Source organism: Pseudomonas atacamensis (genome assembly GCF_017167965.1).
Taxonomy (GTDB): Bacteria; Pseudomonadota; Gammaproteobacteria; order Pseudomonadales; family Pseudomonadaceae; genus Aquipseudomonas; species Aquipseudomonas atacamensis.
In genome coordinates this window covers 846,603-866,866 of the sequence record NZ_CP070503.1, presented here as the reverse complement: position 1 = coordinate 866,866, position 20,264 = coordinate 846,603, and the positions used below count along the sequence as shown (strand labels likewise).

Genomic DNA, 20,264 nt, shown 5'->3' with positions numbered 1-20,264 from the left:
TCACAACATCCGAGTTCATCCGTGGCGGGATGCTTAATAGTTGAAAGTCTTGACCAGCAGCAGATCACCGATCGCCCGCAGGGGCACGATGAAGGTTTCGCGTTTTTCGTCGACGGTGTTTTCGTTGAGCACCAGTGTGATCTGCGAGGTGATCACCTCGTTCTGGTTACTGGTTTCCTCGAAGTTATAGCCACCATCGCCGTAGTTGCCCCAATAGTTGACGTAGACCAGATACGTGCCGTGCAGCGGCGCGGTCATGGTGAACATTTCCGGGCCGGGGCCGTCGACACCATCCGGGTCGAGGCCGCCGCCATTGCTCAGCGCCGGCCGTGCCCAAAAGGCATGCTGACCGTCGGGGGTGACAATATGCAGATCCAGCTCGGCTTTCGGGTCGTCCCATCCCAAGACAAGACGAATCTTCGCCGGCGTGCGCAGATTATTTGCTTCATAAAATTGCACGCGCTTGAGCGACTGGCCTTCGGCGCTGATCACTTCGACGCTGTTGGAACCGGCGCCAAATGCGTAGGGCCGGGCAAAACGCCCCTGATCGTCGGTGTACAGATTCAATGGATTGCCGTTGACGGCGAGACTGTGCGGCGGACGCATATGCCCCAGAGCCTTGAGCTGGCCCTGGATCATCGTGCGATTGCGCTGAATGCCGCGATCGATCGGCGGCGTCGGGTAGGCGACCTGCGGATTTTCCGAACGATCGAGCAGGCCGTGATAACGCCAGCCGCCGACCGGCTCGGACAACTGCGCAGTCGGCGCGGCCCACAGCGCAGGCGCGCAGGCGAGGCCGATCAGCAGCAAAAGAAATGAACGCATGTGACGCCTCCTGCCATGCCTTGAACGAAACCTTGCACCCGATCCTCGGTACTTCACAGCGGTGAACTGCGTTTCGTCTGAATGCCCCGCAACTGTCGGGGCCGTAGAAGCCGCGAAGAGTAGCGATTCGGCAGTTTTTTAACAATCGGATACATGTGTGATTGCTGTAGGAATCTCGCTTTCGAGAGGGCGTGAGCCGAATAGCGAAGTTATTCGGCTCATAAAATGAGCCGAATAAGCCTCAGCCCCGAAACTTCACATTAACTTTGTGACGAGGGGATTTATCCCAGCTCGGCTGCGCAGCAGTCGTAAAACCGGCGACTTCGATTTTCCTGAGAGTATCGGTTGTCTGGTTTTAGGGTTGCTACGCAACCCAGCGGGGATAAATCCCCTCGCCACGGGGGTCATGTGCGCGGCTTTGGGTAGGGCGCCTCATTTGCCCATACCCCCCCTATCTGCTAGTGTCGCGCCGGTTTAACGTCTACCGGAAATTGCCGCCATGGCCCGCAAAAAAGCTGCACTGGATTTCGAACAATCCCTCGCCGACCTGCAAACACTGGTCGAGCGTCTGGAGAACGGTGAATTGTCGCTGGAAGACTCGCTGACCGCTTTCGAGCAGGGCATCGGCCTGACCCGTGACTGCCAGGCGGCGCTGGCCCAGGCCGAGCAGAAAGTGCAGGTGCTGCTGGAGCGCGATGGCGAGCTCGCCGAGGAACCCTTCGACGCGGATGAGCCAGAATGATCGCGGCGTATTCGGCGAGCAGTCAGGCCCGGGTCAACGCGGCGCTGGAGACGCTGTTCAACGCGCCGCTGCCGGAACTGGCGCGGCTCTACGAAGCGATGCGCTACAGCGTGATGAACGGCGGCAAACGCGTGCGTCCGTTGCTGGCTTACGCGGCGTGCGAAGCCCTCGGTGGCCAGGCTGAACAGGCCAGCGGCGCGGCCTGTGCGGTCGAGTTGATCCACGCCTACTCGCTGGTGCATGACGATTTGCCGGCGATGGACGATGACGATCTGCGTCGCGGCCAGCCGACGACCCACAAGAAATTCGACGAAGCCTGCGCGATCCTCGCCGGTGACGGCTTGCAGAGCCTGGCCTTCAGCGCCCTGCTCGATCCGCGCCTGAGCGATTGCAGCAGCGACATCCGTCTGCAGATGGTCACGGCGCTGGCCCATGCAGCCGGTCCGGCGGGCATGGTCGGTGGTCAGGCCATCGATCTGGGTTCGGTCGGTCTCAAGCTCGATCAAACAGCCCTCGAACAAATGCACCGGCACAAGACCGGCGCGCTGATTGAAGTCAGCGTCAGGCTCGGCGCCCTGGCCAGCGGCCGCGCCCAGCCTGATCAGCTTCAGGCGTTGCAGACTTATGCACAGGCCATCGGCCTGGCCTTTCAGGTGCAGGACGACATCCTCGACGTGGAAAGCGATACCGCGACCCTCGGCAAACGCCAGGGCGCCGATATCGCCCGCGACAAGCCGACCTACCCGGCCCTGCTCGGCCTCGACGCCGCCAAGGCCTATGCTCTGGAACTGCGCGATCAGGCCTTGCAGGCGCTGCGACCGTTTGACGCGGCCGCCGAGCCGTTGCGCGAGCTGGCCCGGTATATCGTCGAGCGGCGCAACTGACGGCGTATCGGCCAAAAAAGACCAACGCGTGGGCAGGGGCCGATGCATCAGGTAAACTGCCGCATCTTTTATACCTATAACGATTCGCCTGATGCCCACGACGTTTCATGAGATTCCCCGCAAGCGCCCGACCACGCCCCTGCTCGACCGTGCGAACACGCCGGACAGCCTGCGCCGGTTAGGCGAAGCCGAGCTGGAAACCCTGGCCGATGAGTTGCGCCTGGAATTGCTCTACACGGTCGGCCAGACCGGTGGGCATTTCGGTGCCGGCCTGGGCGTGATCGAGCTGACCATCGCGTTGCATTACGTCTTTGACACCCCGGACGACCGTCTGCTGTGGGACGTCGGGCATCAGGCGTATCCGCACAAGATCCTCACCGGTCGCCGCGAGCGCATGGCCAGCCTGCGTCAAAAGGCCGGCATTGCCGCGTTCCCGCGCCGCTCCGAGAGCGAGTACGACACCTTCGGCGTCGGCCACTCCAGCACCTCGATCAGCGCTGCGCTGGGCATGGCCATTGCCGCCCGTCTGCAGGACAGCGATCGCAAGGCCATCGCCGTGATCGGCGACGGTGCGCTGACGGCCGGCATGGCTTTCGAGGCGCTGAACCATGCGCCGGAAGTCAACGCCAACATGCTGGTGATCCTCAACGACAACGATATGTCGATCTCGCGCAACGTCGGCGGGTTGTCGAATTATCTGGCGAAGATCCTGTCCAGCCGCACCTACGCGAGCATGCGCGAGGGCAGCAAGAAAGTCCTTTCGCGCCTGCCCGGCGCGTGGGAAATCGCCCGTCGCACCGAAGAATATGCCAAGGGCATGCTGGTCCCCGGCACCCTGTTCGAAGAGCTGGGCTGGAATTACATCGGCCCGATCGACGGCCACGATCTGCCAACCCTGATCGCCACGCTGCGCAACATGCGCGATCTCAAAGGCCCGCAGTTCCTGCACATCGTCACCAAGAAAGGCAAAGGCTTCGCCCCGGCGGAAGTCGACCCGATCGGTTACCACGCCATCACCAAACTCGAACCACTGGACGCCCCCGCCGCTGCGCCGAAAGCCGTCAGCGGGCCGAAGTATTCGGCGGTGTTTGGCGAGTGGCTGTGCGACATGGCGGCGGCTGACGCTCGTCTGGTCGGAATTACCCCGGCGATGAAGGAAGGCTCGGATCTGGTGGCATTCAGCGAGCGCTTCCCCGAGCGTTATTTCGACGTGGCGATTGCCGAGCAGCACGCGGTCACTTTCGCTGCCGGCATGGCCTGCGAAGGCGCGAAACCGGTAGTGGCGATCTACTCGACGTTCCTGCAACGCGGTTACGACCAATTGGTACACGACGTCGCGGTGCAGAACCTGGACGTGCTGTTCGCCATCGACCGCGCCGGCCTGGTTGGCGAAGACGGCCCGACCCACGCTGGCAGCTATGACCTGTCCTACCTGCGCTGCATCCCGGGCATGCTCATCATGACCCCGAGCGATGAAAACGAATTGCGCAAAATGCTCACCACCGGCCACCTCTACAATGGCCCGGCGGCAGTGCGTTACCCACGCGGCAGCGGCCCGAATGCAGTCATCGAAAAAGATCTCGAAGCGATCGAAATCGGCAAGGGCATCGTCCGTCGTCAGGGCAGCAAGGTCGCCATGCTGGTGTTCGGCGTGCAACTGAGCGAAGCCTTGAAAGTCGCCGAGAAGCTCGACGCCACCGTGGTCGACATGCGTTTCGTCAAACCGCTGGATGAAGCGCTGGTGCGCGAGATCGCCGGTGGCCACGAGTTGCTGGTGACCATCGAAGAGAACGCGATCATGGGCGGCGCCGGTGGCGCGGTCAGCGAATTCCTCGCCCGCGAGAACATTCTCAAGTCGATGCTGCATCTGGGCTTGCCGGACATTTACGTCGAGCATGCGAAACCGGCGCAGATGCTTGCCGAGTGCGGGCTGGATGAGGCCGGGATCGAAGCGTCGATTCGCCAGCGCCAGGCATTGCTCGCCCAATAAACGCAATACCCTTGTGGGAGCGAGCCTGCTCGCGAAAGCGGACTGTCAGTCAAAGACGAACTGACTGATACACCGCCTTCGCGAGCAGGCTCGCTCCCACATTTGATTTGTGTACACCTGAAACTCCCGTTGGACTGTCCATGAACCTCTCGCGCCTCGCCCTGCCCTTCCTCCTGCTGCCAACCGCCAGCGTCCTTGCCGATACATTCGAACGCGAACAGGCGCTGAAGCTGCCGGACACGCTGATCAGCGCCAATCGTCAGGTCGAGGCGCGCAACGACAGCAGCGCCGCCAACACCGTGTTCACCCGCGAAGACATCGATCGCCTGCAACCAAGCGACGTGCCCGATCTGCTGCGGCGCGTGCCCGGCGTGCAAGTGGCGCAGACCGGCGGGCGCGGCAGTCTGCCGGGGATCTACATTCGCGGCACGCAATCGGCGCAGAGCCTGGTGCTGGTCGATGGCCAGCGCATCGGTAACTCGACTTCCGGCGACAGTAACCTGCAACATCTGAACATCGAGCAGATCGAGCGCGTCGAAGTGCTGCGTGGTTCACGCTCGGTGATTTACGGCAGCGACGCGATTGGCGGGGTGATCCAGATCTTCACCCGGCGCGGCACCGAGCAAGGCTTGCAGCCACGCCTGCATGTGGGCTTTGGCAGTCAGCAGACATGGGAACGCAGCCTCGGCTTGTCCGGCGGTGACGACAAAACCCGTTTCAACCTCGGCGCCAGCCTCGACGAAACGGCCGGGCTCGACCGTACCCACGAGTCGTATCCAAGCGACAGCGACCATGACGCCTACCGCAACAAATCCCTGAGCCTGAGCCTCAGCCACGCGCTGACCGATGACGTCGAAGTCGGCGCCAATCTGCTGGATAACCGTGGCAGGAGCGAATTCGACAGTCCGTCCGGATCGGTGCAACAGCAGCCCTATAGTGACTTCAACGTCAGTAGCGTTAGTAACTACTTTGATGCGCGGGTCAACAACATCTGGAAAACCCGCGTCGAGTTCGGCCATACCGAAAACCGCGAGAAGACGCTGGATAAACTCTTCGACGAACACTATGTCTTCAACACTTATCGCGACTCGGTGAACTGGCAGAACGACCTGGCGCTCGATGCGCGCAACAGCTTGATCGTGGGCAGTGACTGGTACGAAGACCGGGTCAACAGCAGCACTGCATTCGACGAGGACAGCCGCTGGAACCGCGCAGCGTTCATCCAGCATCGCTATGAGGCCGACAGCTTCTCTACGGAGCTGGGCCTGCGTCACGATGACAATGAGCAATTCGGCAGTGAGAATTCCTGGAGTGGCACCTTCACCCTGCCGCTCAATCCGGATAACGACGTGCTGCTGAGCTACAGCGAAGGTTTCCGCGCGCCGACCTTCAACGACCTGTACTACCCGAGCTACAGCAACCCGGATCTGAAACCCGAAACCTCAAAGAGCTACGAACTGCAATGGCGCAGCAAGCTCGGTGAAAATAGCCGTGTAGAGGCCTCGCTTTACCAAATAGACTTGAAGGACGCGATTATCTACGCCGACGGCAGGCCTCCACAGAACGTTGCGTCAGCGCGCATCAACGGTTTTGAAGCAGCGTTGAAGCACGAGCTGTTTGGCTGGCAGAGCAATCTTGGCGTGGCGATCATTGACCCACGTGATCGCGATACCGGGCATACGCTGGCGCGACGGGCGCGGCGCACGGCCAGTTGGGATCTGGATCGGCAGTTTGATCGCTTGGGTCTCGGCGCCAGCTGGCAATTGGTCAGCGGCAGTTACGATGATTTGAACAACACTCAGTCGCTGGGCGGCTACGGCACGCTTGGACTGCGCAGCAGTTGGGCGCTGAGCCGTGAGATCAAGCTGGATCTGAAGGTGGATAACCTGCTGGACAAGGGCTACAGCCGGGCGAATTACAGCTATGACGGCGCGCAGTATGGCTATCGTGAGGAAGGTCGGGCGTGGATGTTCGGGGTGACGTGGACCCCTGAACTCTGAGCTGAGATTTGTATTGGCTGGCTGACCTCTTCGCGAGCAGGCTCGCTCCCACAATAGACTGAGTGCGGCCACACAGTTTGTTTTCAGCGAAAATCCAGTGTGGGAGCGAGCCTGCTCGCGAATACAGGCGATGCGGTCTACCGATCCGGCGCGATCGATTGGCAAAGCTTGGCGGTGGCGCTGATCATCTGCCCGCTCGGTCGCTCAAGGCCTTTGTCAGTGACCAATAGCAGTCTCCCCTGCCTGACCGCCGCCACCTGCGGCCAGGTTTTCCACGCCCCTAGCTGCGCCTGATCACCGGCGACAATCACTTCCGGATCACGCTGCAATACCGCCTCGATACTCACCTGCGGTGCCGGCAGATTCAGCTCGGCGAAGACATTGAGCGCGCCGCACACCTCAAGCGCATCGCTGATGATCTGCCCGCCACCCACGGTGTATAGCGGTTTGTCCCAGACTTGATAAAACACCCGCAGCGGCACATCACGACGATAACGCTGACGAAGGTCATCCAGTTGTTTGCGCAATTCGGCCGCCCGTTTCGCCCCGCGTTCAGGACGCCCGAGCTGTTCGGCAATGGCTTCGATCTGCGCCGCGAGTTGCGTCAACGTGTGCGGCTCGGCGACGAAGGTCGGAATGTTCAGGCGCTTGAGCTGATCACGCTGCCCGGTGCCAACACTGCCGGGCCAGAGCAGCAGCAAATCCGGTTTCAGGCTGAGCAAGCGCTCCATGTCGAGCTGGCCGTAGCGGCCCACTGATGGAACATCCGCTATCGCCGCCGGCCGCTCGCCCGCATCCAGTACGCCGACCAGCAGGTCAGCGGAATCCAGTTCAACGACGATTTCAGACAGTGAGGGGGCGAGGCTGACCACCCGCAATGCAGCCAGCACCGGGCTGCTCAGGGCGAGCAGCAGAACCGCCAGCCACAGGCGATGCATCAACCGAGTTGACGCGGAATACGGTAGAGGTAGAACAGCACGGCAGTGGACAGCGCCAGCAGCATCAATGGCACGGCTTCGAGGCCGACGAATACCGACAGTGCGCCGATCCAGGCCGGCAAAGACGCCACCAGCAACGCCGCACGCCGACGCGCCGCAAGGGCAATCCAGGCGGCGGGTTCATCGGCGGTATCGAGGGCTTTTTGCGTGGCGATCAGGGCGTGTTTGTAGCGGGCGAAATACTTCAGGCTGACAAACATCGAGGCGACGCCGGCGATGAACAAAGGCATTGCCAGCACTGGCAGCAGGCCCTGGCCTTCACCGAACAGCGCGTTGAGCACGAACAGCGGCAACAGCGCCAGCGCCAGGTATTGCCACCAGGCCACCGACAACCGCCGCCGCACCTGGCCACGGGTCACGCGCGGTCAACCTCGCCCTGATGCTCGTTGCCCATCATGTGGTCGAGCTTGCTGGCCTTGGTCGCCAGATAGAGTTTGTTGTGCGGATTGTGCCCGGTGTGCAGCGGCACGCGCTCGGCGACGACGATGCCCATGTCGGTCAGCGCTTTGACCTTGCGCGGGTTGTTGGTCATCAGGCGCAGGGATTTCACGCCCAGATGCTCAAGCATCGGCAGGCACATGGCGTAGTCGCGCTGATCGGCGGCAAAGCCCAGACGCTCGTTGGCTTCCACGGTGTCGGCACCGCCGTCCTGCAATTCATAGGCGCGGATCTTGTTCAGCAGCCCGATGCCGCGCCCTTCCTGACGCAGATACAGCAACACGCCACGGCCTTCGCGCGCAATCGCCTGCAAAGCTGCCTCTAATTGCGAGCCGCAGTCGCAACGCTGGCTGAACAAGGCATCGCCGGTCAGGCATTCGGAATGCAGGCGACCGAGTACCGGGGCGCCATCGGCAATTTCACCGAGGCTCAGCACGACGTGCTCACGCCCGGTGCTCTCATCGAGAAAGCCGTGCATGGTGAATTGCGCAAAAGGCGTTGGCAGCTTGGAAGCGGCGACGAAGACGACAGGCACCGATGTGCTCCTGATCTAGAAGACTGAAAATTCGCAGGCGGGCATTGTAACAGCAGGTTCCTGTGGACGCTTAGGCTGAATTATCGGGCATAACCATCAAAAAGTTTGATGACAGTTGCCATGCGCTCCCACAGGACATTGTGATCATTTTGGATCAAACGGATACGGCTGCTGCCACTTCTCGAAGACCGGCTTCAACTCTCCGCTCTTGACCAGCTCCGCCATGCGGCGGTCATACAGCGCCATCAACGCGCGAGCCTGTGGGGTATCGGCGAAACCGAGAAACAGCGGCAACTCAGCCAGATGCGAATAGCGATACTGCGCTGGATCCGCGGCATCGCGCACGACCGCTTCAATCTCGGTCAGCGCATCGATGTAGTAATCCGCCCGGCCCTGCTTGAGCATCAGCAGAATGCCGGTACGTCGTTCGATCTGGTTGAAACGCTGGATGTTCGGCAAGTAGTTCTCGTAGCGGTAGCCGCGCACCCAGGCCAGACGATATTTGCCCAAGGTCGCCTGGGTCGGCGGCGGGCTGCTCGCCAGGCCCAGCGCGTAGATGTGATCAGAATCGAACTTCGATTGCGGGTACAGCACGTGCTCGGCTTCGTCGCGGTAGGAGCCGACCAGTGCGTCGACCTCCTTCAACTGCACCAGCCCGATCGAACGGGTGTACGGCACCGTGCGAATATCCAGCTTGACCCCGGCCGGCTCGAACACTTTGCGCAACACGTCCCAGGCCAGACCATGGCCATCGGCGGCGGTGTAATCCTCCCAGTCTTCGCTGGCCAGATGGATCACCCCAGGCACGGGCGCGGCGGCCTGCGCATGGGCGAACGTGCCCAGCAGAGCCAGAAGCAGCAGCGCCAACCTGCGTCGCAGCATTGCGTGTTTCCTCACGTGAGTCGAATCAGGCGAATACCCAGACCAGCCCTTGCATCGCCAGCCAGGCGAACACACCGGCCAGCACGTCGTCGAGCATGATGCCGACGCCGCCATGCACGTGCTTGTCGATCCAGCGGATCGGCCACGGCTTGAGGATATCGAAGAAGCGGAACACCAGAAAACCCGCGAGCAACCAGTACCAGCCTTCCGGCACCAGCCACAGGGTGATCCACATGCCGACCATTTCATCCCAGACGATGCCTTCGTGGTCGTGCACGCGCAAATCGTCAGCGACTTTGCCGCACAGCCAGAAGCCGAACAGCATGGTGATGCCGAGCATCAGCCAGTAGCCCCAGTCGGGCAGCATCTGCCACAGCGGAATGAACGGCAGCGCCACCAGCGAGCCCCACGTGCCCGGCGCTTTTGGCAAGGTACCGGAGCCGAAGCCGAACGCGAGGAAATGCCACGGATTGCGCCAGACCGAAGGAGGCACGAATTCGGCAGGGACCTGTTTCGGGTGATCTGTCACGGTGTCTCCTGAAAATGTTGGTAGCCGCGAATCTGCGGAGTGATGTCGCGCCCGTCGCGGTCCAGCAGCAGCACGCCCTGGCCCGGCAGCACACGGCCGATCACATGAATCGGCCAGCCGTCGGCCAGCAGTGCCGGCAACTCGGCGGACGGCAAGGTGAAGGCCAGTACGTAATCATCACCACCGCTCAATGCCGCGCGCTCGGCACCGCGCTGGCCGAGAAACGCGACTAAAGCATCCGACAACGGTACACGCTCGCGTTCAATCTCAAGTCGCACCTTCGACGCCAGCGCGATATGCCCGCAATCGGCGAGCAGGCCGTCGGAGATGTCCAGTGCCGCCGTGGCCTTGCCGCGCAGGGCCTGACCGAGGGCCAGTTGCGGCTGCGGCGACCAGTAATGCTCGAGCAGCGGCTGGGCGATATGCGCTTCGGCATCACGTTGAGCCAAAACCAGCGGCAAGGCGCCGGCGGCATTGCCCAGTTTGCCGCCGACGCAGAGCAGATCACCGGCCTGCGCACCGCTGCGGGTCAAGGCCTGGCCAGCGGGTACGCGGCCGAACACGGTGACCGTCAGGCTCAACGGTCCGCGCGTGGTATCGCCGCCGACCAGCGCGACGCCGCAGCTTTGCGCCATGCGGTTCAAACCCCGGGCATAGGCTTGCAGCCAATCGGCAGTCACCGTCGGCAAGGTCAGGGCAAGGGTAAAGGCAACGGGCGCGGCGCCCATGGCGGCCAGGTCACTGACCGCGACGGCCAGCGAGCGCTGACCGAGCAGAAACGGATCGCAGGGGTCGGCGAAATGCACACCGGCCACCAGCGTATCGGTAGAAACCGCCAACTGTTCCCCAGCGGGAACCGCCAGCAAGGCGCAGTCGTCGCCGATCCCCAGAGCAACGCCTTCGCCGCCCTGCGCACAAGGCGCGGCGGCGAAGAAATTGCGGATCAGCTCAAACTCGCCCATGGCCGAGAAAAAGTATTCAAGCGCCGATCAGCGCTTGAACGCCTTCACTTCAGCTTCACGCAGGCGCGGGGCCAGCTTGTCGAGCACACCGTTGACGAACTTGTGGCCGTCGGTCGAACCGAACACCTTGGCCAGTTCGATACCTTCGTTGATCACAACGCGGTACGGCACGTCGACGCGCTTGAGCAGTTCCCAGGTCGACAGGCGCAGAACCGCCAGTTCAACCGGGTCGAGCTCTTCGATCGCCAGATCCAGGCACGGCGTCAGGGCGGTGTCGATTTCGGTCTTGAACTGCGGAACCCCGTGAAGGATTTCACGGAAGTAGGCGCCGTCGACATCGGTGAAATCGTTATCAACGCGAAACTGCGCTTCGATCTCGTTCAGCGATTGCCGGGCCATGTGCCACTGGTACAGCGCTTGAGTCGCGAGCTGACGGGCTTCACGACGCTTGGCGCTCTTCGACGGCTTGCCGGCATCCGCAGGTTTCGGATCGCGCGGGTTGAAACGATCGCTTTCGTCGCTAATCACTTGGCCTCCAACTGCGCCAGCAGGCTGACCATTTCCAGAGCGGACAGGGCAGCTTCGGCACCTTTGTTACCGGCCTTGGTGCCGGAACGTTCGATGGCTTGCTCGATGGAATCGACGGTCAGCACGCCGAACGCGACCGGTACGCCGAATTCCATGGAGACCTGGGCCAGGCCTTTGGTGCACTCGCCAGCTACGTATTCGAAGTGCGGAGTACCGCCACGAATGACCGCGCCAAGGGCGATGATCGCTGCGAACTCGCCTTTCTGGGCGACTTTCTGCGCAACCAGCGGGATTTCGAAGGCGCCCGGCGCGCGGATGATGGTGATGTCGCTTTCGCTCACGCCGTGGCGAACCAGGGCATCAACGGCACCGCTGACCAGGCTTTCAACCACGAAGCTGTTGAAGCGGCCCACTACCAGAGCGTAGCGGCCTTTGGGGGCGATGAAGGTACCTTCGATGGTCTTCAGGGTCATTCGTCAGTTCTCTTAAAGAGCCGGGACGCGTCTGCTACGCGCCCCTCAGTGATTATTTGCCGCGAATTGGAGTCCGGAAACAGCCGGTCATTATTCGGAGGGCACGTATTCTACAACTTCCAGATCGAAACCGGATATCGCATTGAATTTCATTGGTGCCGACATCAAGCGCATTTTGCGCACGCCGAGGTCACGCAGGATCTGCGAACCGGCCCCGACGATGCTGTAGGTGGTCGGTTTTTTCGGCGTTGCCTGCTCACCGGTTTCACGGATATGCGCCAGCAGCACGTCGCCATCGAGCGGGTGACCGAGCAGCAGCACCACACCGCTGCCGGCCTCGGCGACCGCAGCCATGGCGGCGCGCAGGCTCCAGCGGCCCGGTTGCTTGACCATCAGCAGATCGCGCAGCGGGTCCATGTTGTGCACGCGAACCAGCGTCGGTTCTTCAGCGCAGACAGTGCCCAGCGTCAGGGCCATGTGCACGTCGCCTTCCACCGAATCACGATAGGTCACCAGGTTGAATTGGCCCAGTTCGCTGTCCAGCGGCTGCTCGGCAATCCGCTGAACGGTACGTTCGTGGATCATCCGGTAGTGGATCAGGTCGGCGATGGTGCCGATCTTGATGTTGTGTTCGGCGGCGAATGCTTCGAGTTCAGCGCGACGGGACATGGTGCCGTCGTCGTTCATCACTTCGCAGATCACTCCGCTCGGCTCGAAACCGGCCATGCGCGCCAGGTCGCAGGCGGCTTCGGTGTGGCCAGCGCGAGCGAGGGTGCCGCCGGCCTGCGCCATCAGCGGGAAGATGTGGCCCGGGCTGACGATATCTTCAGCCTTGGCGTCTTTAGCGGCAGCCGCTTGCACGGTGCGCGCGCGGTCAGCGGCGGAGATGCCGGTGGTCACGCCTTCGGCAGCTTCGATCGAAACGGTGAACTTGGTGCCGAAACCGGAACCGTTGCGCGGCGCCATCAGGGGCAGCTTCAACAGTTCGCAGCGCTCGCGGCTCATCGGCATGCAGATCAGGCCACGGGCGTGCTTGGCCATGAAGTTGATGTGTTCGGCCTGGCAGCATTCGGCGGCCATGATCAGGTCGCCTTCGTTCTCGCGGTCTTCGTCATCCATGAGGATAACCATCTTGCCTTGGCGGATGTCTTCAACCAGTTCTTCGATGCTATTGAGCGCCACAAGGCACCCCCTTCTTTTGAATTATTTGAGGTAGCCGTTTTGGGCCAGAAAGCTTTCGGTGATGGTGCTGCCGGCGGTCTTCTCGGCGGCCTTGTCGCCCAGCAGCAGACGCTCCAGATAACGCGCCAGCAGGTCGACTTCCAGATTCACCCGGCGGCCCGGCTTGTATGAAGCCATGATGGTTTCGCTGAGGGTGTGCGGAATGATCGTCAGCATGAATTCGGCGCCATCGACTTCGTTCACGGTCAGGCTGGTGCCGTCGACGGTGATCGAGCCTTTGTGGGCGATGTACTTGGCCAGCTCTTTCGGCGCGCGGATGCGAAATTCCACGGCGCGGGCATTGTCGCTGCGCGATACCACTTCGCCGACACCATCGACGTGGCCGCTGACCAGATGCCCGCCGAGGCGAGTGGTCGGGGTCAGGGCTTTTTCCAGATTGACCGGGCTGCCGCTTTTCAAGTCATTCATGGCGGTGCAATCGAGGGTTTCGCGGCTGACGTCGGCGGCAAAGCCGTCGCCCGGCAACTCGACGGCGGTCAGGCAAACGCCGTTGACCGCGATGCTGTCGCCGAGTTTGACGTCACTCAGATCGAGCTTGCCGGTTGCGACGTGCACCCGTACATCACCGCCCTTTGGGGTCAGTGCGCGGATACTGCCGATGGATTCGATGATGCCGGTGAACATGGGGTTCTCCTTGAGAACGAGGCCAGCGCTAACGCAATGGCCGGGAATTATACGCGGGCCGAAGGGACAGGGATCGCAGTGACTCGCCAGTCATCGCCCACCGCGCGGATTTCAGTGATTTTCAGTTCCGGCGCATCTTTCATCTGCGCCAGCGGCCAGTCGAGCAGCGGACGCGCCGTGGAGCCAAGGAACTTGCCGGCAATGAAGATCACGAATTCGTCGACCAGCCCCAGTTGCGCAATGGCGCCGGCCAGACGCGGCCCGGCCTCGACCAGCACCTCATTGGTGCCACGATGAGCCAGTTCGATGAGCAATTGATGCAGATCGACCTGGCCGTCGTCACCCGGCACGATCAGGCATTCCGGGCCATTGGCATATTGCTCCTCGACCGCGACACAGGTGGCGACCAGCGCCGGCCCGGCCTTGAAGAACGGTGCATCCAGCGGCACCCGCAGGCGGCCGTCGATCAATACGCGCAATGGCGGGCGACTCATGGCCAGCGCTGTTTGCTCGGTATTCAGGCCCAATTCGTCCGCGCGTACGGTCAACCGCGCGCCATCGGCCAGCACCGTGTCGGCGCCGGTCAGCACTACTGCCGCCTCAGCGCGCAAACGCTGTACCGCTGAACGCGCCGCCGGGCCGGTGATCCATTGGCTCTCGCCGCTTTCCATCGCTGTGCGCCCGTCGAGGCTCATGGCCAGCTTGACCCGCACGAACGGCAAGCCATGTTCCATGCGTTTCAGAAAACCTTGATTGAGCTTGCGTGCTTCAGCCTCCAGCACACCACTTTCGGTGGCGATACCGGCCTCGGCCAGGCGCTGCAAACCGCGCCCGGCGACTTGCGGATTGGGATCACGCATCGCCGCCACGACCCGGGCAACGCCAGCGGTCACCAAGGCATCGGCGCACGGCGGCGTGCGCCCGTGGTGGCTGCAAGGCTCGAGGGTCACATACGCCGTGGCGCCCCGGGCCTGCTCGCCAGCGGCGCGCAGGGCGTGGACTTCGGCATGGGGTTCGCCGGCGCGCTCATGCCAGCCTTCGCCGACAATCTGGCCGTCACGCACCACCACGCAACCGACTCGCGGATTGGGATGGGTGGTGTAGTGGCCTTTGCGCGCCAGTTCCAGCGCGCGGGCCATGAAGTGGGCGTCGAGGATCGCCTGCTCGGCGGCGGTGGTCATTCTTTCACCGGTTCGCGGGCGAGGCGGTCGATCTCTTCGCGGAATTCATTGAGGTCCTGGAAGCGCTTGTACACCGAGGCAAAACGGATATAGGCGACTTCATCGAGCTTTTGCAGCTCGGCCATCACCAGCTCGCCGACCACGAGGGATTTGACCTCGCGTTCGCCGGTGGCGCGCAGCTTGTGCTTGATATGGACCAGAGAGGATTCGAGGCGCTCGACGCTGACCGGACGTTTCTCCAGCGCGCGTTGCATGCCGGCGCGGAGTTTTTCTTCGTCGAACGGTTGGCGGCTGCCGTCGGTTTTGATCAGGCGCGGCAACACCAGTTCGGCCGTCTCGAACGTCGTGAAACGTTCGCCGCAGGCCAGGCATTCACGCCGGCGGCGCACCTGTTCGCCCTCGGCGACCAGACGCGAGTCGATGACCTTGGTGTCGTTGGCACCGCAGAAGGGACAGTGCATGGTGGCTGGCAACAAAAAATGGGAGGGCCATGGTAGCGCATCCCCGTGGCAAGACAAGCCATAGGCTTTGCGGTATACAGAACGGCATGATCGTCTGATCCATGGAATTCATTCTGCCGGAGCCTCCAATGCCGTTACGTCCGCTCGTTCTGCTCAGTCTTTTCAGCCTGCTGGTGGCCTGTGGCAGCGACGCACCCAAGCCGCAACCGCCGACCCCAGGCCCCGCGCCGCAACAGGCGCAGAAAAAAGCCAAAGAGGCCGCCGAACTCGGCCCGCTGCCAGCCCATCAGCGCGAATTGAGCGGCACCCTGCAGGGCGTGCCGGCCGGCGCCGAGGTCGAACTGGCGCTGCTGGTGATCGATGAAAAGGATCGCCCGCAACAATTGCTCGCCAGTTCCAGCCTGATCGGCAACAACCAGATCCTGCCGTTTCACCTGCGCTTCAACCCCGAGGCATTTCCGGCCGGCGCACGGGTTGAACTGCGCGGTCGCGCGAGCCAGTCCGGACAACTGATTCTGCACCTGCCGTCGCAGACCATCACTCAACCGACCACTCAGGCTTTGGGCCAGCTGCAATTCGTCAAAGCGCCATGACAGCACCGCTCGACCTGCGACAGGCCTTGGGGGAATTGCTCGGCGACGCCAGACTGAAAGCCTGTGCGTTGCCGGGCACTGATTTGCAGCTGTGGTTGATCGACGGCGACAACATGGCCCGCGAATTCAGCCAGGAAGAAACCCAGCGGATCCTGCATGAACCGCCGTATTGGAGTTTTTGCTGGGCCAGCGGCTTGGCCGTGGCGCGTTATCTGGCACAGTTTCCAGAGTGGGTGCGCGGCAAGCGCGTGCTGGATTTCGGCGCCGGTTCCGGGATCGCCGGCATCGCGGCGGTGAAGGCCGGGGCGCTGGAAGTGGTGGCCTGCGATCTCGATCCGTTGGCGATCGCCGCGTGCAAGGCGAACGCCGAGCTCAACGATGTGCAGATGAGTTATTCGACGGATTTCTTTGCCGAGGCCGATCGCTTCGATCTGATTCTGGTTGCCGACGTGTTGTATGACCGCGCCAATCTGCCGTTGCTCGACGCGTTTCTCAGTCGCGGACGCGAAGCGCTGGTGGCGGATTCACGGGTGCGGGATTTTCGTCATCCGTTGTATGAGCGAATTGAAGTGCTCGAGGCGATGACCTTGCCGGATCTGGCCGAGCCGGAAGAGTTTCGGCATGTGAGCCTTTACCACGCCACCCGCGCATGATCGTTCCCACGCTCTGCGTGGGAATGCAGCCCGGGACGCTCCGCGTCCCTTCGTACGGCGTAACGCAGAGCGTCACCGGAGGCATTCCCACGCGGAGCATGGGAACGATCAGTGTTACAGCTTTCAGCAGCCCCTCGCGAAGCTTTATAGTGAGCCCATCCACGCTTTGACGAGATCCCCCATGAGTCAGCAAACGCCGTACATCTTCGACGCCACGACTGCCGATTTCGACCAGTCGGTGATCGAAGCCTCCTTCAACAAACCGGTGCTGGTGGATTTCTGGGCCGAATGGTGTGCGCCGTGCAAGGCGTTGATGCCGATGCTGCAGGGCATTGCCGAGAGCTATCAGGGCGAGTTGCTGCTGGCCAAGGTCAACTGCGACATCGAGCAGGACATCGTCGCCCGCTTCGGCATTCGCAGCCTGCCGACCGTGGTGCTGTTCAAGGACGGTCAGCCGGTCGACGGCTTTGCCGGGGCACAACCGGAATCCGCCGTGCGCGCCCTGCTCGAACCGCATGTGCAGATGCCGCCACCGGCCGCTGCCGACCCGTTCGAACAGGCTCAGGCGATGTTCGACGAAGGTCACTTCGCCGAGGCGGAAGCGGTGCTGGTGACCATTCTCAATGAAGACAATACCAACGCCAAAGCGCTGATCCTTTACGCACGCTGCCTGACCGAACGCGGTGAGCTGGGCGAAGCGCAAACCGTGCTCGACGCGGTCAAGAGCGATGAGCACAAAGCCGCACTCGCCGGGGCCAAGGCGCAGATCCAGTTCCTCGGCCTCGCCCGCGACCTGCCGGACGCCGCCGACCTGAAAAGCCGCCTGGCGCAAAATCCGCAGGATGATGAAGCGGTGTACCAACTGGCGATCCAGCAACTGGCGCGCCAGCAATACGAAGCGGCGCTGGACGCCCTGCTGAAGCTATTCATCCGCAACCGCAGCTACGGCGAAGGCTTGCCGCACAAGACCTTGCTGCAGGTGTTCGAACTGCTGGGCAATGATCATCCGTTGGTGACGGCTTACCGTCGCAAAGTGTTTGCGGCGCTGTATTAAGGCCTCACCCGATCCAGCTATAGAGCGGCGTATCCCCGCCGCTCGCCACTTTCACATCGGCACTGTGGCGCAAACGCACCAGCAAACGCTTGCCCGCTGCCGCACTGCCGGTGAGCGCCTCCAACTGATCGAGCAGATCCGGCCCGCTAAGTTGCCCGGCGTTGCGCAGCAAGTCTTTGGCCACCTGCCACAGCGCATCGTCCTGATTCACCGGCTTCGCCGCCGGGGCCGACGCCACTGCCTCAGACTGCACGACCGGCGCCTGCCCGCTCAGCGCCGAACCCAGCCTCGCCCAATCGCTGTCATCCAGCTCCACCGTCAAATCCACCGGCACCTCGCCGACCGTTCCGCGTATCCGCAACATCGAGTTCGCTCCTGCATTTTTCTGACCTGCATGCTCCCACGGGACTTGTGCAACGCCAAGTAAAGGGCGCCAAACACATCTGGTAATTCCCGGTTAATCGGCTAAATTAATCTCTTTTTGCGGGAAGGATTCCCAATGTCTTCAGGACGAAAACTGGCCTCTAAAGGAGGCCCGACCTCTACAGGTGGCGTGATACTTGAAGGAAATGAGAACCTCAATATCGAAGGAAGAATAATCGCTTCCATTGGACAACTCGCCAGTTGTCCGGTCTGTGGGCCTGGCAAAGGCCCCATCGTAGCAGTGGGTGAAAGAACGCTGATTTTACCTGCCGGACCAGCTGCGCTAGAGGGTGACTACGTCGCCTGCGGTTGTCCGCCTATGACCAATAAGCTGCTCACTCAGCAACACAGTGGTTTCGCAGGAATTGGCCGGCCCGCTCCAATTGACATGGGGCCACCGATTGCTGCCCTGACCTCTTATCGCTACTTGCAGGTCATCATCGAACGCCTTGATGACACGGAAAAGCCAGGTTGGGCTTACAAAATCAAGGACAAGGCGAAGGTTGCCGTTTTACAAGACAGCACTTGCAACCTCACAGGCGAAGGCTGCGAACACCCGGTAAAAAACGCTTCGGATTACGACACCCTGTTGGTAGGGGAAGATTCCGAATGGACTTTCTATGCCTATGAAGAGCCCCTGACACAGGATTTGTCATGAAATCGGAAATCAAACTCATCTTTAAAGACTTTCTGATGCAGCCACCGCCAGGCGTAAAATTTCAGCTGCTTATCGACGGTCAGGTCGTAGATGACAACATCGTTCAAAACGATGACAGGCCTCGCATTTATTCATTGATATCCAAAAACGGCCAGATCGCTATAACGCTCGCGGGCAAGGAACTACCGTCGATCAAAACCCGAGACACCCACGAAGTGACGGTTCAGATTGTGGGGAACTCCGGTACAAAAAAAGGTATGCACACTGCTACGTTGAATCCAGGGAAGTCTCTTTCGATCGTAGCGATATCACCGTGGGTAAAAGTCCCGCTAACGACCAGCGGCGCTGTCTCGAACGACGCGTTCTACGAAGTCGAATATGGTGTGAAACGTACAAATGAAACCCGAACGGTGAAAGTCGTCATTCAGGACATGCCGCGCAGGATACTGATGGAGGCGCTGTCACACCGGGGATCAACACAGTGGGCAGGGAATAAAAGCAAAAAGTCGCTGCCACACCCTACTCTCAGGCAGAGCGTGGAATTTCCACCAAACACAAATAAATGCAATCTGTTCGTCTACGACGTGCTGACCGCAATTGGGGTCAACGTGGCGTTGATTGAACATGGCAAATCGAAATACCTGCCATATTTCTCCAAGGTTAGTCCTCCGCTTGCGGGTGAATGGGCGAATGGACAACGATTGCTCAATAGCTGGAAAGTCGAGCGCACGCCGTTGCCCGGGGACGTCGGCGCTTACGCAATGAATTATTCCGACGCCAGCGGCCATGTCGGCTTCGTTCTAACGAAGGGCGTATGCATTTCTGCAGGGTGGGAAAAAGTTGAAGTTAACGACGCAGGTTTTCGCCATGCGACCGGTAATGCAAATCCCAGCGACCATGACTTCACTATTTTCCGACGCTATAAACACAGCACGCCACAATGAAACGCCCTTATTCGCTCCTCCTCATAATTCCGTTTTTGCTCATCGTGGCATGGCGCATCTGGTTGCCTGCCGATCTTTCGGCTTGTCCCGCTGACGGGGAAACTGCAGGTCCACTGACCCTTGTTATTCGTGATTACTTTGAGCGCAATAACCGGACCGACTGGCGAGACATGGATGATCGTTTCGACATACTTTCAACCCCCGAAGGCCAGAGCATAGCGAGTCAACCGAATTCACACACTTGCGAAGCATTGCGGGTACTGCAGAGTCCGGCGTTCAGTCAGAGTGAAAAAATCTTCACCATGGCACTTATGTTCAGACTGCCAATCGACCAGTACATGGCCCTGATGGATCGCAGTCATCAACTCTACACGCAGGGCAAAATGGATAAGGAGGTGCTGACTCTGGTGGTATTTCCGCGCGGAACAGCCATCAACTACTGGTGGCTTCCGGCTTGGCGACAGCGTTTCAGTCGCGATGCGCCGAGCGTGCTCGACGCAAATCTGATCAACGATGTTCTTTCGGGACACTATTGGTTCGACTATCCCGGCGCAGGCTTCTGATTCTGCAAGCATGACATCCAATCCCAGCACCGCCCGCGAACTCATCCCGGGCGGTGCTTAGCCATGTCTTGCGCAATCTCAA

General features: G+C 61.2%; 24 protein-coding genes. 10 read left to right on the top strand and 14 right to left on the bottom strand.

Annotated features, from left to right (window positions below; all coding sequences use genetic code 11):
• Positions 1-33: 33 nt before the first annotated feature.
• Positions 34-825: a YfaP family protein gene (locus JWU58_RS04045; protein ID WP_024014479.1), complete on the bottom strand. Its 792-nt coding sequence runs from the start codon at positions 823-825 to the stop codon at positions 34-36.
• 499 nt (positions 826-1,324) lie between these two features.
• Here JWU58_RS04045 and JWU58_RS04040 point away from each other — a divergent pair, with 499 nt between their 5' ends.
• From JWU58_RS04040 to JWU58_RS04025, 4 genes are all read left to right on the top strand, one after another.
• Positions 1,325-1,567 (top strand): exodeoxyribonuclease VII small subunit, encoded by a 243-nt coding sequence (locus JWU58_RS04040; protein WP_016772991.1) that lies wholly within the window; start codon positions 1,325-1,327, stop codon positions 1,565-1,567.
• Positions 1,564-2,451: a (2E,6E)-farnesyl diphosphate synthase gene (ispA, locus tag JWU58_RS04035; protein ID WP_125925919.1), complete on the top strand. Its 888-nt coding sequence runs from the start codon at positions 1,564-1,566 to the stop codon at positions 2,449-2,451. Before JWU58_RS04040 ends, ispA begins: the two co-directional genes overlap by 4 nt.
• A gap of 91 nt (positions 2,452-2,542) precedes the next feature.
• The gene (gene dxs / locus JWU58_RS04030) at positions 2,543-4,441 is read left to right on the top strand and encodes a 1-deoxy-D-xylulose-5-phosphate synthase (RefSeq protein ID WP_206421503.1); all 1,899 of its coding nucleotides are present in this window, start codon (positions 2,543-2,545) and stop codon (positions 4,439-4,441) included.
• Between the two features lie 140 nt (positions 4,442-4,581).
• Positions 4,582-6,441 (top strand): TonB-dependent receptor domain-containing protein, encoded by a 1,860-nt coding sequence (locus JWU58_RS04025; protein WP_206421502.1) that lies wholly within the window; start codon positions 4,582-4,584, stop codon positions 6,439-6,441.
• Between the two features lie 137 nt (positions 6,442-6,578).
• Here the strand turns inward: JWU58_RS04025 and JWU58_RS04020 are convergent, their stop codons facing one another.
• The 12 genes from JWU58_RS04020 to nrdR all read right to left on the bottom strand — a co-directional run bounded on the left by JWU58_RS04020 (position 6,579) and on the right by nrdR (position 15,294).
• Positions 6,579-7,379, bottom strand: a complete 801-nt coding sequence (locus tag JWU58_RS04020; protein ID WP_206421501.1) for a cobalamin-binding protein — start codon at positions 7,377-7,379, stop codon at positions 6,579-6,581.
• Complete coding sequence (locus JWU58_RS04015) at positions 7,379-7,798, bottom strand: hypothetical protein (protein WP_024014484.1); 420 nt, start codon at positions 7,796-7,798, stop codon at positions 7,379-7,381. The genes JWU58_RS04020 and JWU58_RS04015 overlap by 1 nt, the downstream gene beginning before the upstream one ends.
• The gene (ribA, locus tag JWU58_RS04010) at positions 7,795-8,412 is read right to left on the bottom strand and encodes a GTP cyclohydrolase II (protein WP_024014485.1); all 618 of its coding nucleotides are present in this window, start codon (positions 8,410-8,412) and stop codon (positions 7,795-7,797) included. Before ribA ends, JWU58_RS04015 begins: the two co-directional genes overlap by 4 nt.
• A gap of 144 nt (positions 8,413-8,556) precedes the next feature.
• Positions 8,557-9,294: a substrate-binding periplasmic protein gene (locus JWU58_RS04005; RefSeq protein ID WP_110602950.1), complete on the bottom strand. Its 738-nt coding sequence runs from the start codon at positions 9,292-9,294 to the stop codon at positions 8,557-8,559.
• Between the two features lie 25 nt (positions 9,295-9,319).
• Entirely contained in the window at positions 9,320-9,823 is a 504-nt protein-coding gene (locus JWU58_RS04000; protein ID WP_039761886.1) for a phosphatidylglycerophosphatase A family protein, read from the bottom strand.
• Positions 9,820-10,785 carry a thiamine-phosphate kinase gene (gene thiL / locus JWU58_RS03995; RefSeq protein ID WP_206421500.1) on the bottom strand — a complete coding sequence of 322 codons (966 nt, stop codon included), beginning with the start codon at positions 10,783-10,785 and terminating at the stop codon, positions 9,820-9,822. The genes JWU58_RS04000 and thiL overlap by 4 nt, the downstream gene beginning before the upstream one ends.
• 27 nt (positions 10,786-10,812) lie before the next feature.
• On the bottom strand, positions 10,813-11,313 hold the full coding sequence (gene nusB / locus JWU58_RS03990; RefSeq protein ID WP_024014489.1) for a transcription antitermination factor NusB: 501 nt from the start codon (positions 11,311-11,313) through the stop codon (positions 10,813-10,815).
• A complete protein-coding gene (ribH, locus tag JWU58_RS03985) occupies positions 11,310-11,786 on the bottom strand; it encodes a 6,7-dimethyl-8-ribityllumazine synthase (protein ID WP_003228649.1) in 477 nt (158 codons plus the stop codon). The genes nusB and ribH overlap by 4 nt, the downstream gene beginning before the upstream one ends.
• Before the next feature lie 90 nt (positions 11,787-11,876).
• A complete protein-coding gene (gene ribBA, locus JWU58_RS03980; RefSeq protein ID WP_024014490.1) occupies positions 11,877-12,968 on the bottom strand; it encodes a bifunctional 3,4-dihydroxy-2-butanone-4-phosphate synthase/GTP cyclohydrolase II in 1,092 nt (363 codons plus the stop codon).
• A gap of 21 nt (positions 12,969-12,989) precedes the next feature.
• Entirely contained in the window at positions 12,990-13,652 is a 663-nt protein-coding gene (locus JWU58_RS03975; protein ID WP_016772981.1) for a riboflavin synthase, read from the bottom strand.
• A 47-nt stretch (positions 13,653-13,699) separates the two neighbouring features.
• Positions 13,700-14,833 (bottom strand): bifunctional diaminohydroxyphosphoribosylaminopyrimidine deaminase/5-amino-6-(5-phosphoribosylamino)uracil reductase RibD, encoded by a 1,134-nt coding sequence (gene ribD, locus JWU58_RS03970; protein ID WP_206421499.1) that lies wholly within the window; start codon positions 14,831-14,833, stop codon positions 13,700-13,702.
• Positions 14,830-15,294 carry a transcriptional regulator NrdR gene (gene nrdR / locus JWU58_RS03965; protein WP_007910946.1) on the bottom strand — a complete coding sequence of 155 codons (465 nt, stop codon included), beginning with the start codon at positions 15,292-15,294 and terminating at the stop codon, positions 14,830-14,832. The genes ribD and nrdR overlap by 4 nt, the downstream gene beginning before the upstream one ends.
• A 128-nt stretch (positions 15,295-15,422) precedes the next feature.
• Between nrdR and JWU58_RS03960 the strand changes: the two genes are divergently transcribed.
• From JWU58_RS03960 to trxA, 3 genes are all read left to right on the top strand, one after another.
• On the top strand, positions 15,423-15,887 hold the full coding sequence (locus tag JWU58_RS03960) for a YbaY family lipoprotein (RefSeq protein WP_042610623.1): 465 nt from the start codon (positions 15,423-15,425) through the stop codon (positions 15,885-15,887).
• Positions 15,884-16,540 (top strand): class I SAM-dependent methyltransferase, encoded by a 657-nt coding sequence (locus JWU58_RS03955; RefSeq protein WP_206421498.1) that lies wholly within the window; start codon positions 15,884-15,886, stop codon positions 16,538-16,540. Before JWU58_RS03960 ends, JWU58_RS03955 begins: the two co-directional genes overlap by 4 nt.
• 181 nt (positions 16,541-16,721) lie before the next feature.
• Positions 16,722-17,594 (top strand): thioredoxin, encoded by an 873-nt coding sequence (gene trxA / locus JWU58_RS03950; RefSeq protein WP_016772977.1) that lies wholly within the window; start codon positions 16,722-16,724, stop codon positions 17,592-17,594.
• Between the two features lie 4 nt (positions 17,595-17,598).
• On the opposite strand, the gene JWU58_RS03945 is transcribed toward trxA, so the two are convergent.
• On the bottom strand, positions 17,599-17,958 hold the full coding sequence (locus tag JWU58_RS03945; protein ID WP_136494101.1) for a hypothetical protein: 360 nt from the start codon (positions 17,956-17,958) through the stop codon (positions 17,599-17,601).
• 135 nt (positions 17,959-18,093) lie between these two features.
• On the opposite strand from JWU58_RS03945, the gene JWU58_RS27210 reads away from it, so the two are divergent.
• Genes JWU58_RS27210 through JWU58_RS03925 form a run of 3 tightly spaced genes read left to right on the top strand, consistent with a single transcriptional unit; the run spans position 18,094 to position 20,182 of the window.
• Positions 18,094-18,675 carry a PAAR domain-containing protein gene (locus JWU58_RS27210; protein WP_225914395.1) on the top strand — a complete coding sequence of 194 codons (582 nt, stop codon included), beginning with the start codon at positions 18,094-18,096 and terminating at the stop codon, positions 18,673-18,675.
• Entirely contained in the window at positions 18,672-19,619 is a 948-nt protein-coding gene (locus JWU58_RS03930; protein WP_056790741.1) for a CHAP domain-containing protein, read from the top strand. The genes JWU58_RS27210 and JWU58_RS03930 overlap by 4 nt, the downstream gene beginning before the upstream one ends.
• Complete coding sequence (locus JWU58_RS03925) at positions 19,616-20,182, top strand: hypothetical protein (RefSeq protein ID WP_038860944.1); 567 nt, start codon at positions 19,616-19,618, stop codon at positions 20,180-20,182. The genes JWU58_RS03930 and JWU58_RS03925 overlap by 4 nt, the downstream gene beginning before the upstream one ends.
• The last annotated feature ends 82 nt before the right edge of the window (positions 20,183-20,264 follow it).

Coding starts and splice junctions, on each gene's coding strand:
- JWU58_RS04045 (WP_024014479.1), bottom strand. CDS start 825: ATGCGTTCATTTCTTTTGCTGCTGATCGGCCTCGCCTGCGCGCCTGCG.
- JWU58_RS04040 (WP_016772991.1), top strand. CDS start 1,325: ATGGCCCGCAAAAAAGCTGCACTGGATTTCGAACAATCCCTCGCCGAC.
- ispA (WP_125925919.1), top strand. CDS start 1,564: ATGATCGCGGCGTATTCGGCGAGCAGTCAGGCCCGGGTCAACGCGGCG.
- dxs (WP_206421503.1), top strand. CDS start 2,543: ATGCCCACGACGTTTCATGAGATTCCCCGCAAGCGCCCGACCACGCCC.
- JWU58_RS04025 (WP_206421502.1), top strand. CDS start 4,582: ATGAACCTCTCGCGCCTCGCCCTGCCCTTCCTCCTGCTGCCAACCGCC.
- JWU58_RS04020 (WP_206421501.1), bottom strand. CDS start 7,379: ATGCATCGCCTGTGGCTGGCGGTTCTGCTGCTCGCCCTGAGCAGCCCG.
- JWU58_RS04005 (WP_110602950.1), bottom strand. CDS start 9,294: ATGCTGCGACGCAGGTTGGCGCTGCTGCTTCTGGCTCTGCTGGGCACG.
- thiL (WP_206421500.1), bottom strand. CDS start 10,785: ATGGGCGAGTTTGAGCTGATCCGCAATTTCTTCGCCGCCGCGCCTTGT.
- ribH (WP_003228649.1), bottom strand. CDS start 11,786: ATGACCCTGAAGACCATCGAAGGTACCTTCATCGCCCCCAAAGGCCGC.
- JWU58_RS03975 (WP_016772981.1), bottom strand. CDS start 13,652: ATGTTCACCGGCATCATCGAATCCATCGGCAGTATCCGCGCACTGACC.
- ribD (WP_206421499.1), bottom strand. CDS start 14,833: ATGACCACCGCCGCCGAGCAGGCGATCCTCGACGCCCACTTCATGGCC.
- nrdR (WP_007910946.1), bottom strand. CDS start 15,294: ATGCACTGTCCCTTCTGCGGTGCCAACGACACCAAGGTCATCGACTCG.
- JWU58_RS03960 (WP_042610623.1), top strand. CDS start 15,423: ATGCCGTTACGTCCGCTCGTTCTGCTCAGTCTTTTCAGCCTGCTGGTG.
- JWU58_RS03955 (WP_206421498.1), top strand. CDS start 15,884: ATGACAGCACCGCTCGACCTGCGACAGGCCTTGGGGGAATTGCTCGGC.
- trxA (WP_016772977.1), top strand. CDS start 16,722: ATGAGTCAGCAAACGCCGTACATCTTCGACGCCACGACTGCCGATTTC.
- JWU58_RS03945 (WP_136494101.1), bottom strand. CDS start 17,958: ATGTTGCGGATACGCGGAACGGTCGGCGAGGTGCCGGTGGATTTGACG.
- JWU58_RS27210 (WP_225914395.1), top strand. CDS start 18,094: ATGTCTTCAGGACGAAAACTGGCCTCTAAAGGAGGCCCGACCTCTACA.
- JWU58_RS03930 (WP_056790741.1), top strand. CDS start 18,672: ATGAAATCGGAAATCAAACTCATCTTTAAAGACTTTCTGATGCAGCCA.
- JWU58_RS03925 (WP_038860944.1), top strand. CDS start 19,616: ATGAAACGCCCTTATTCGCTCCTCCTCATAATTCCGTTTTTGCTCATC.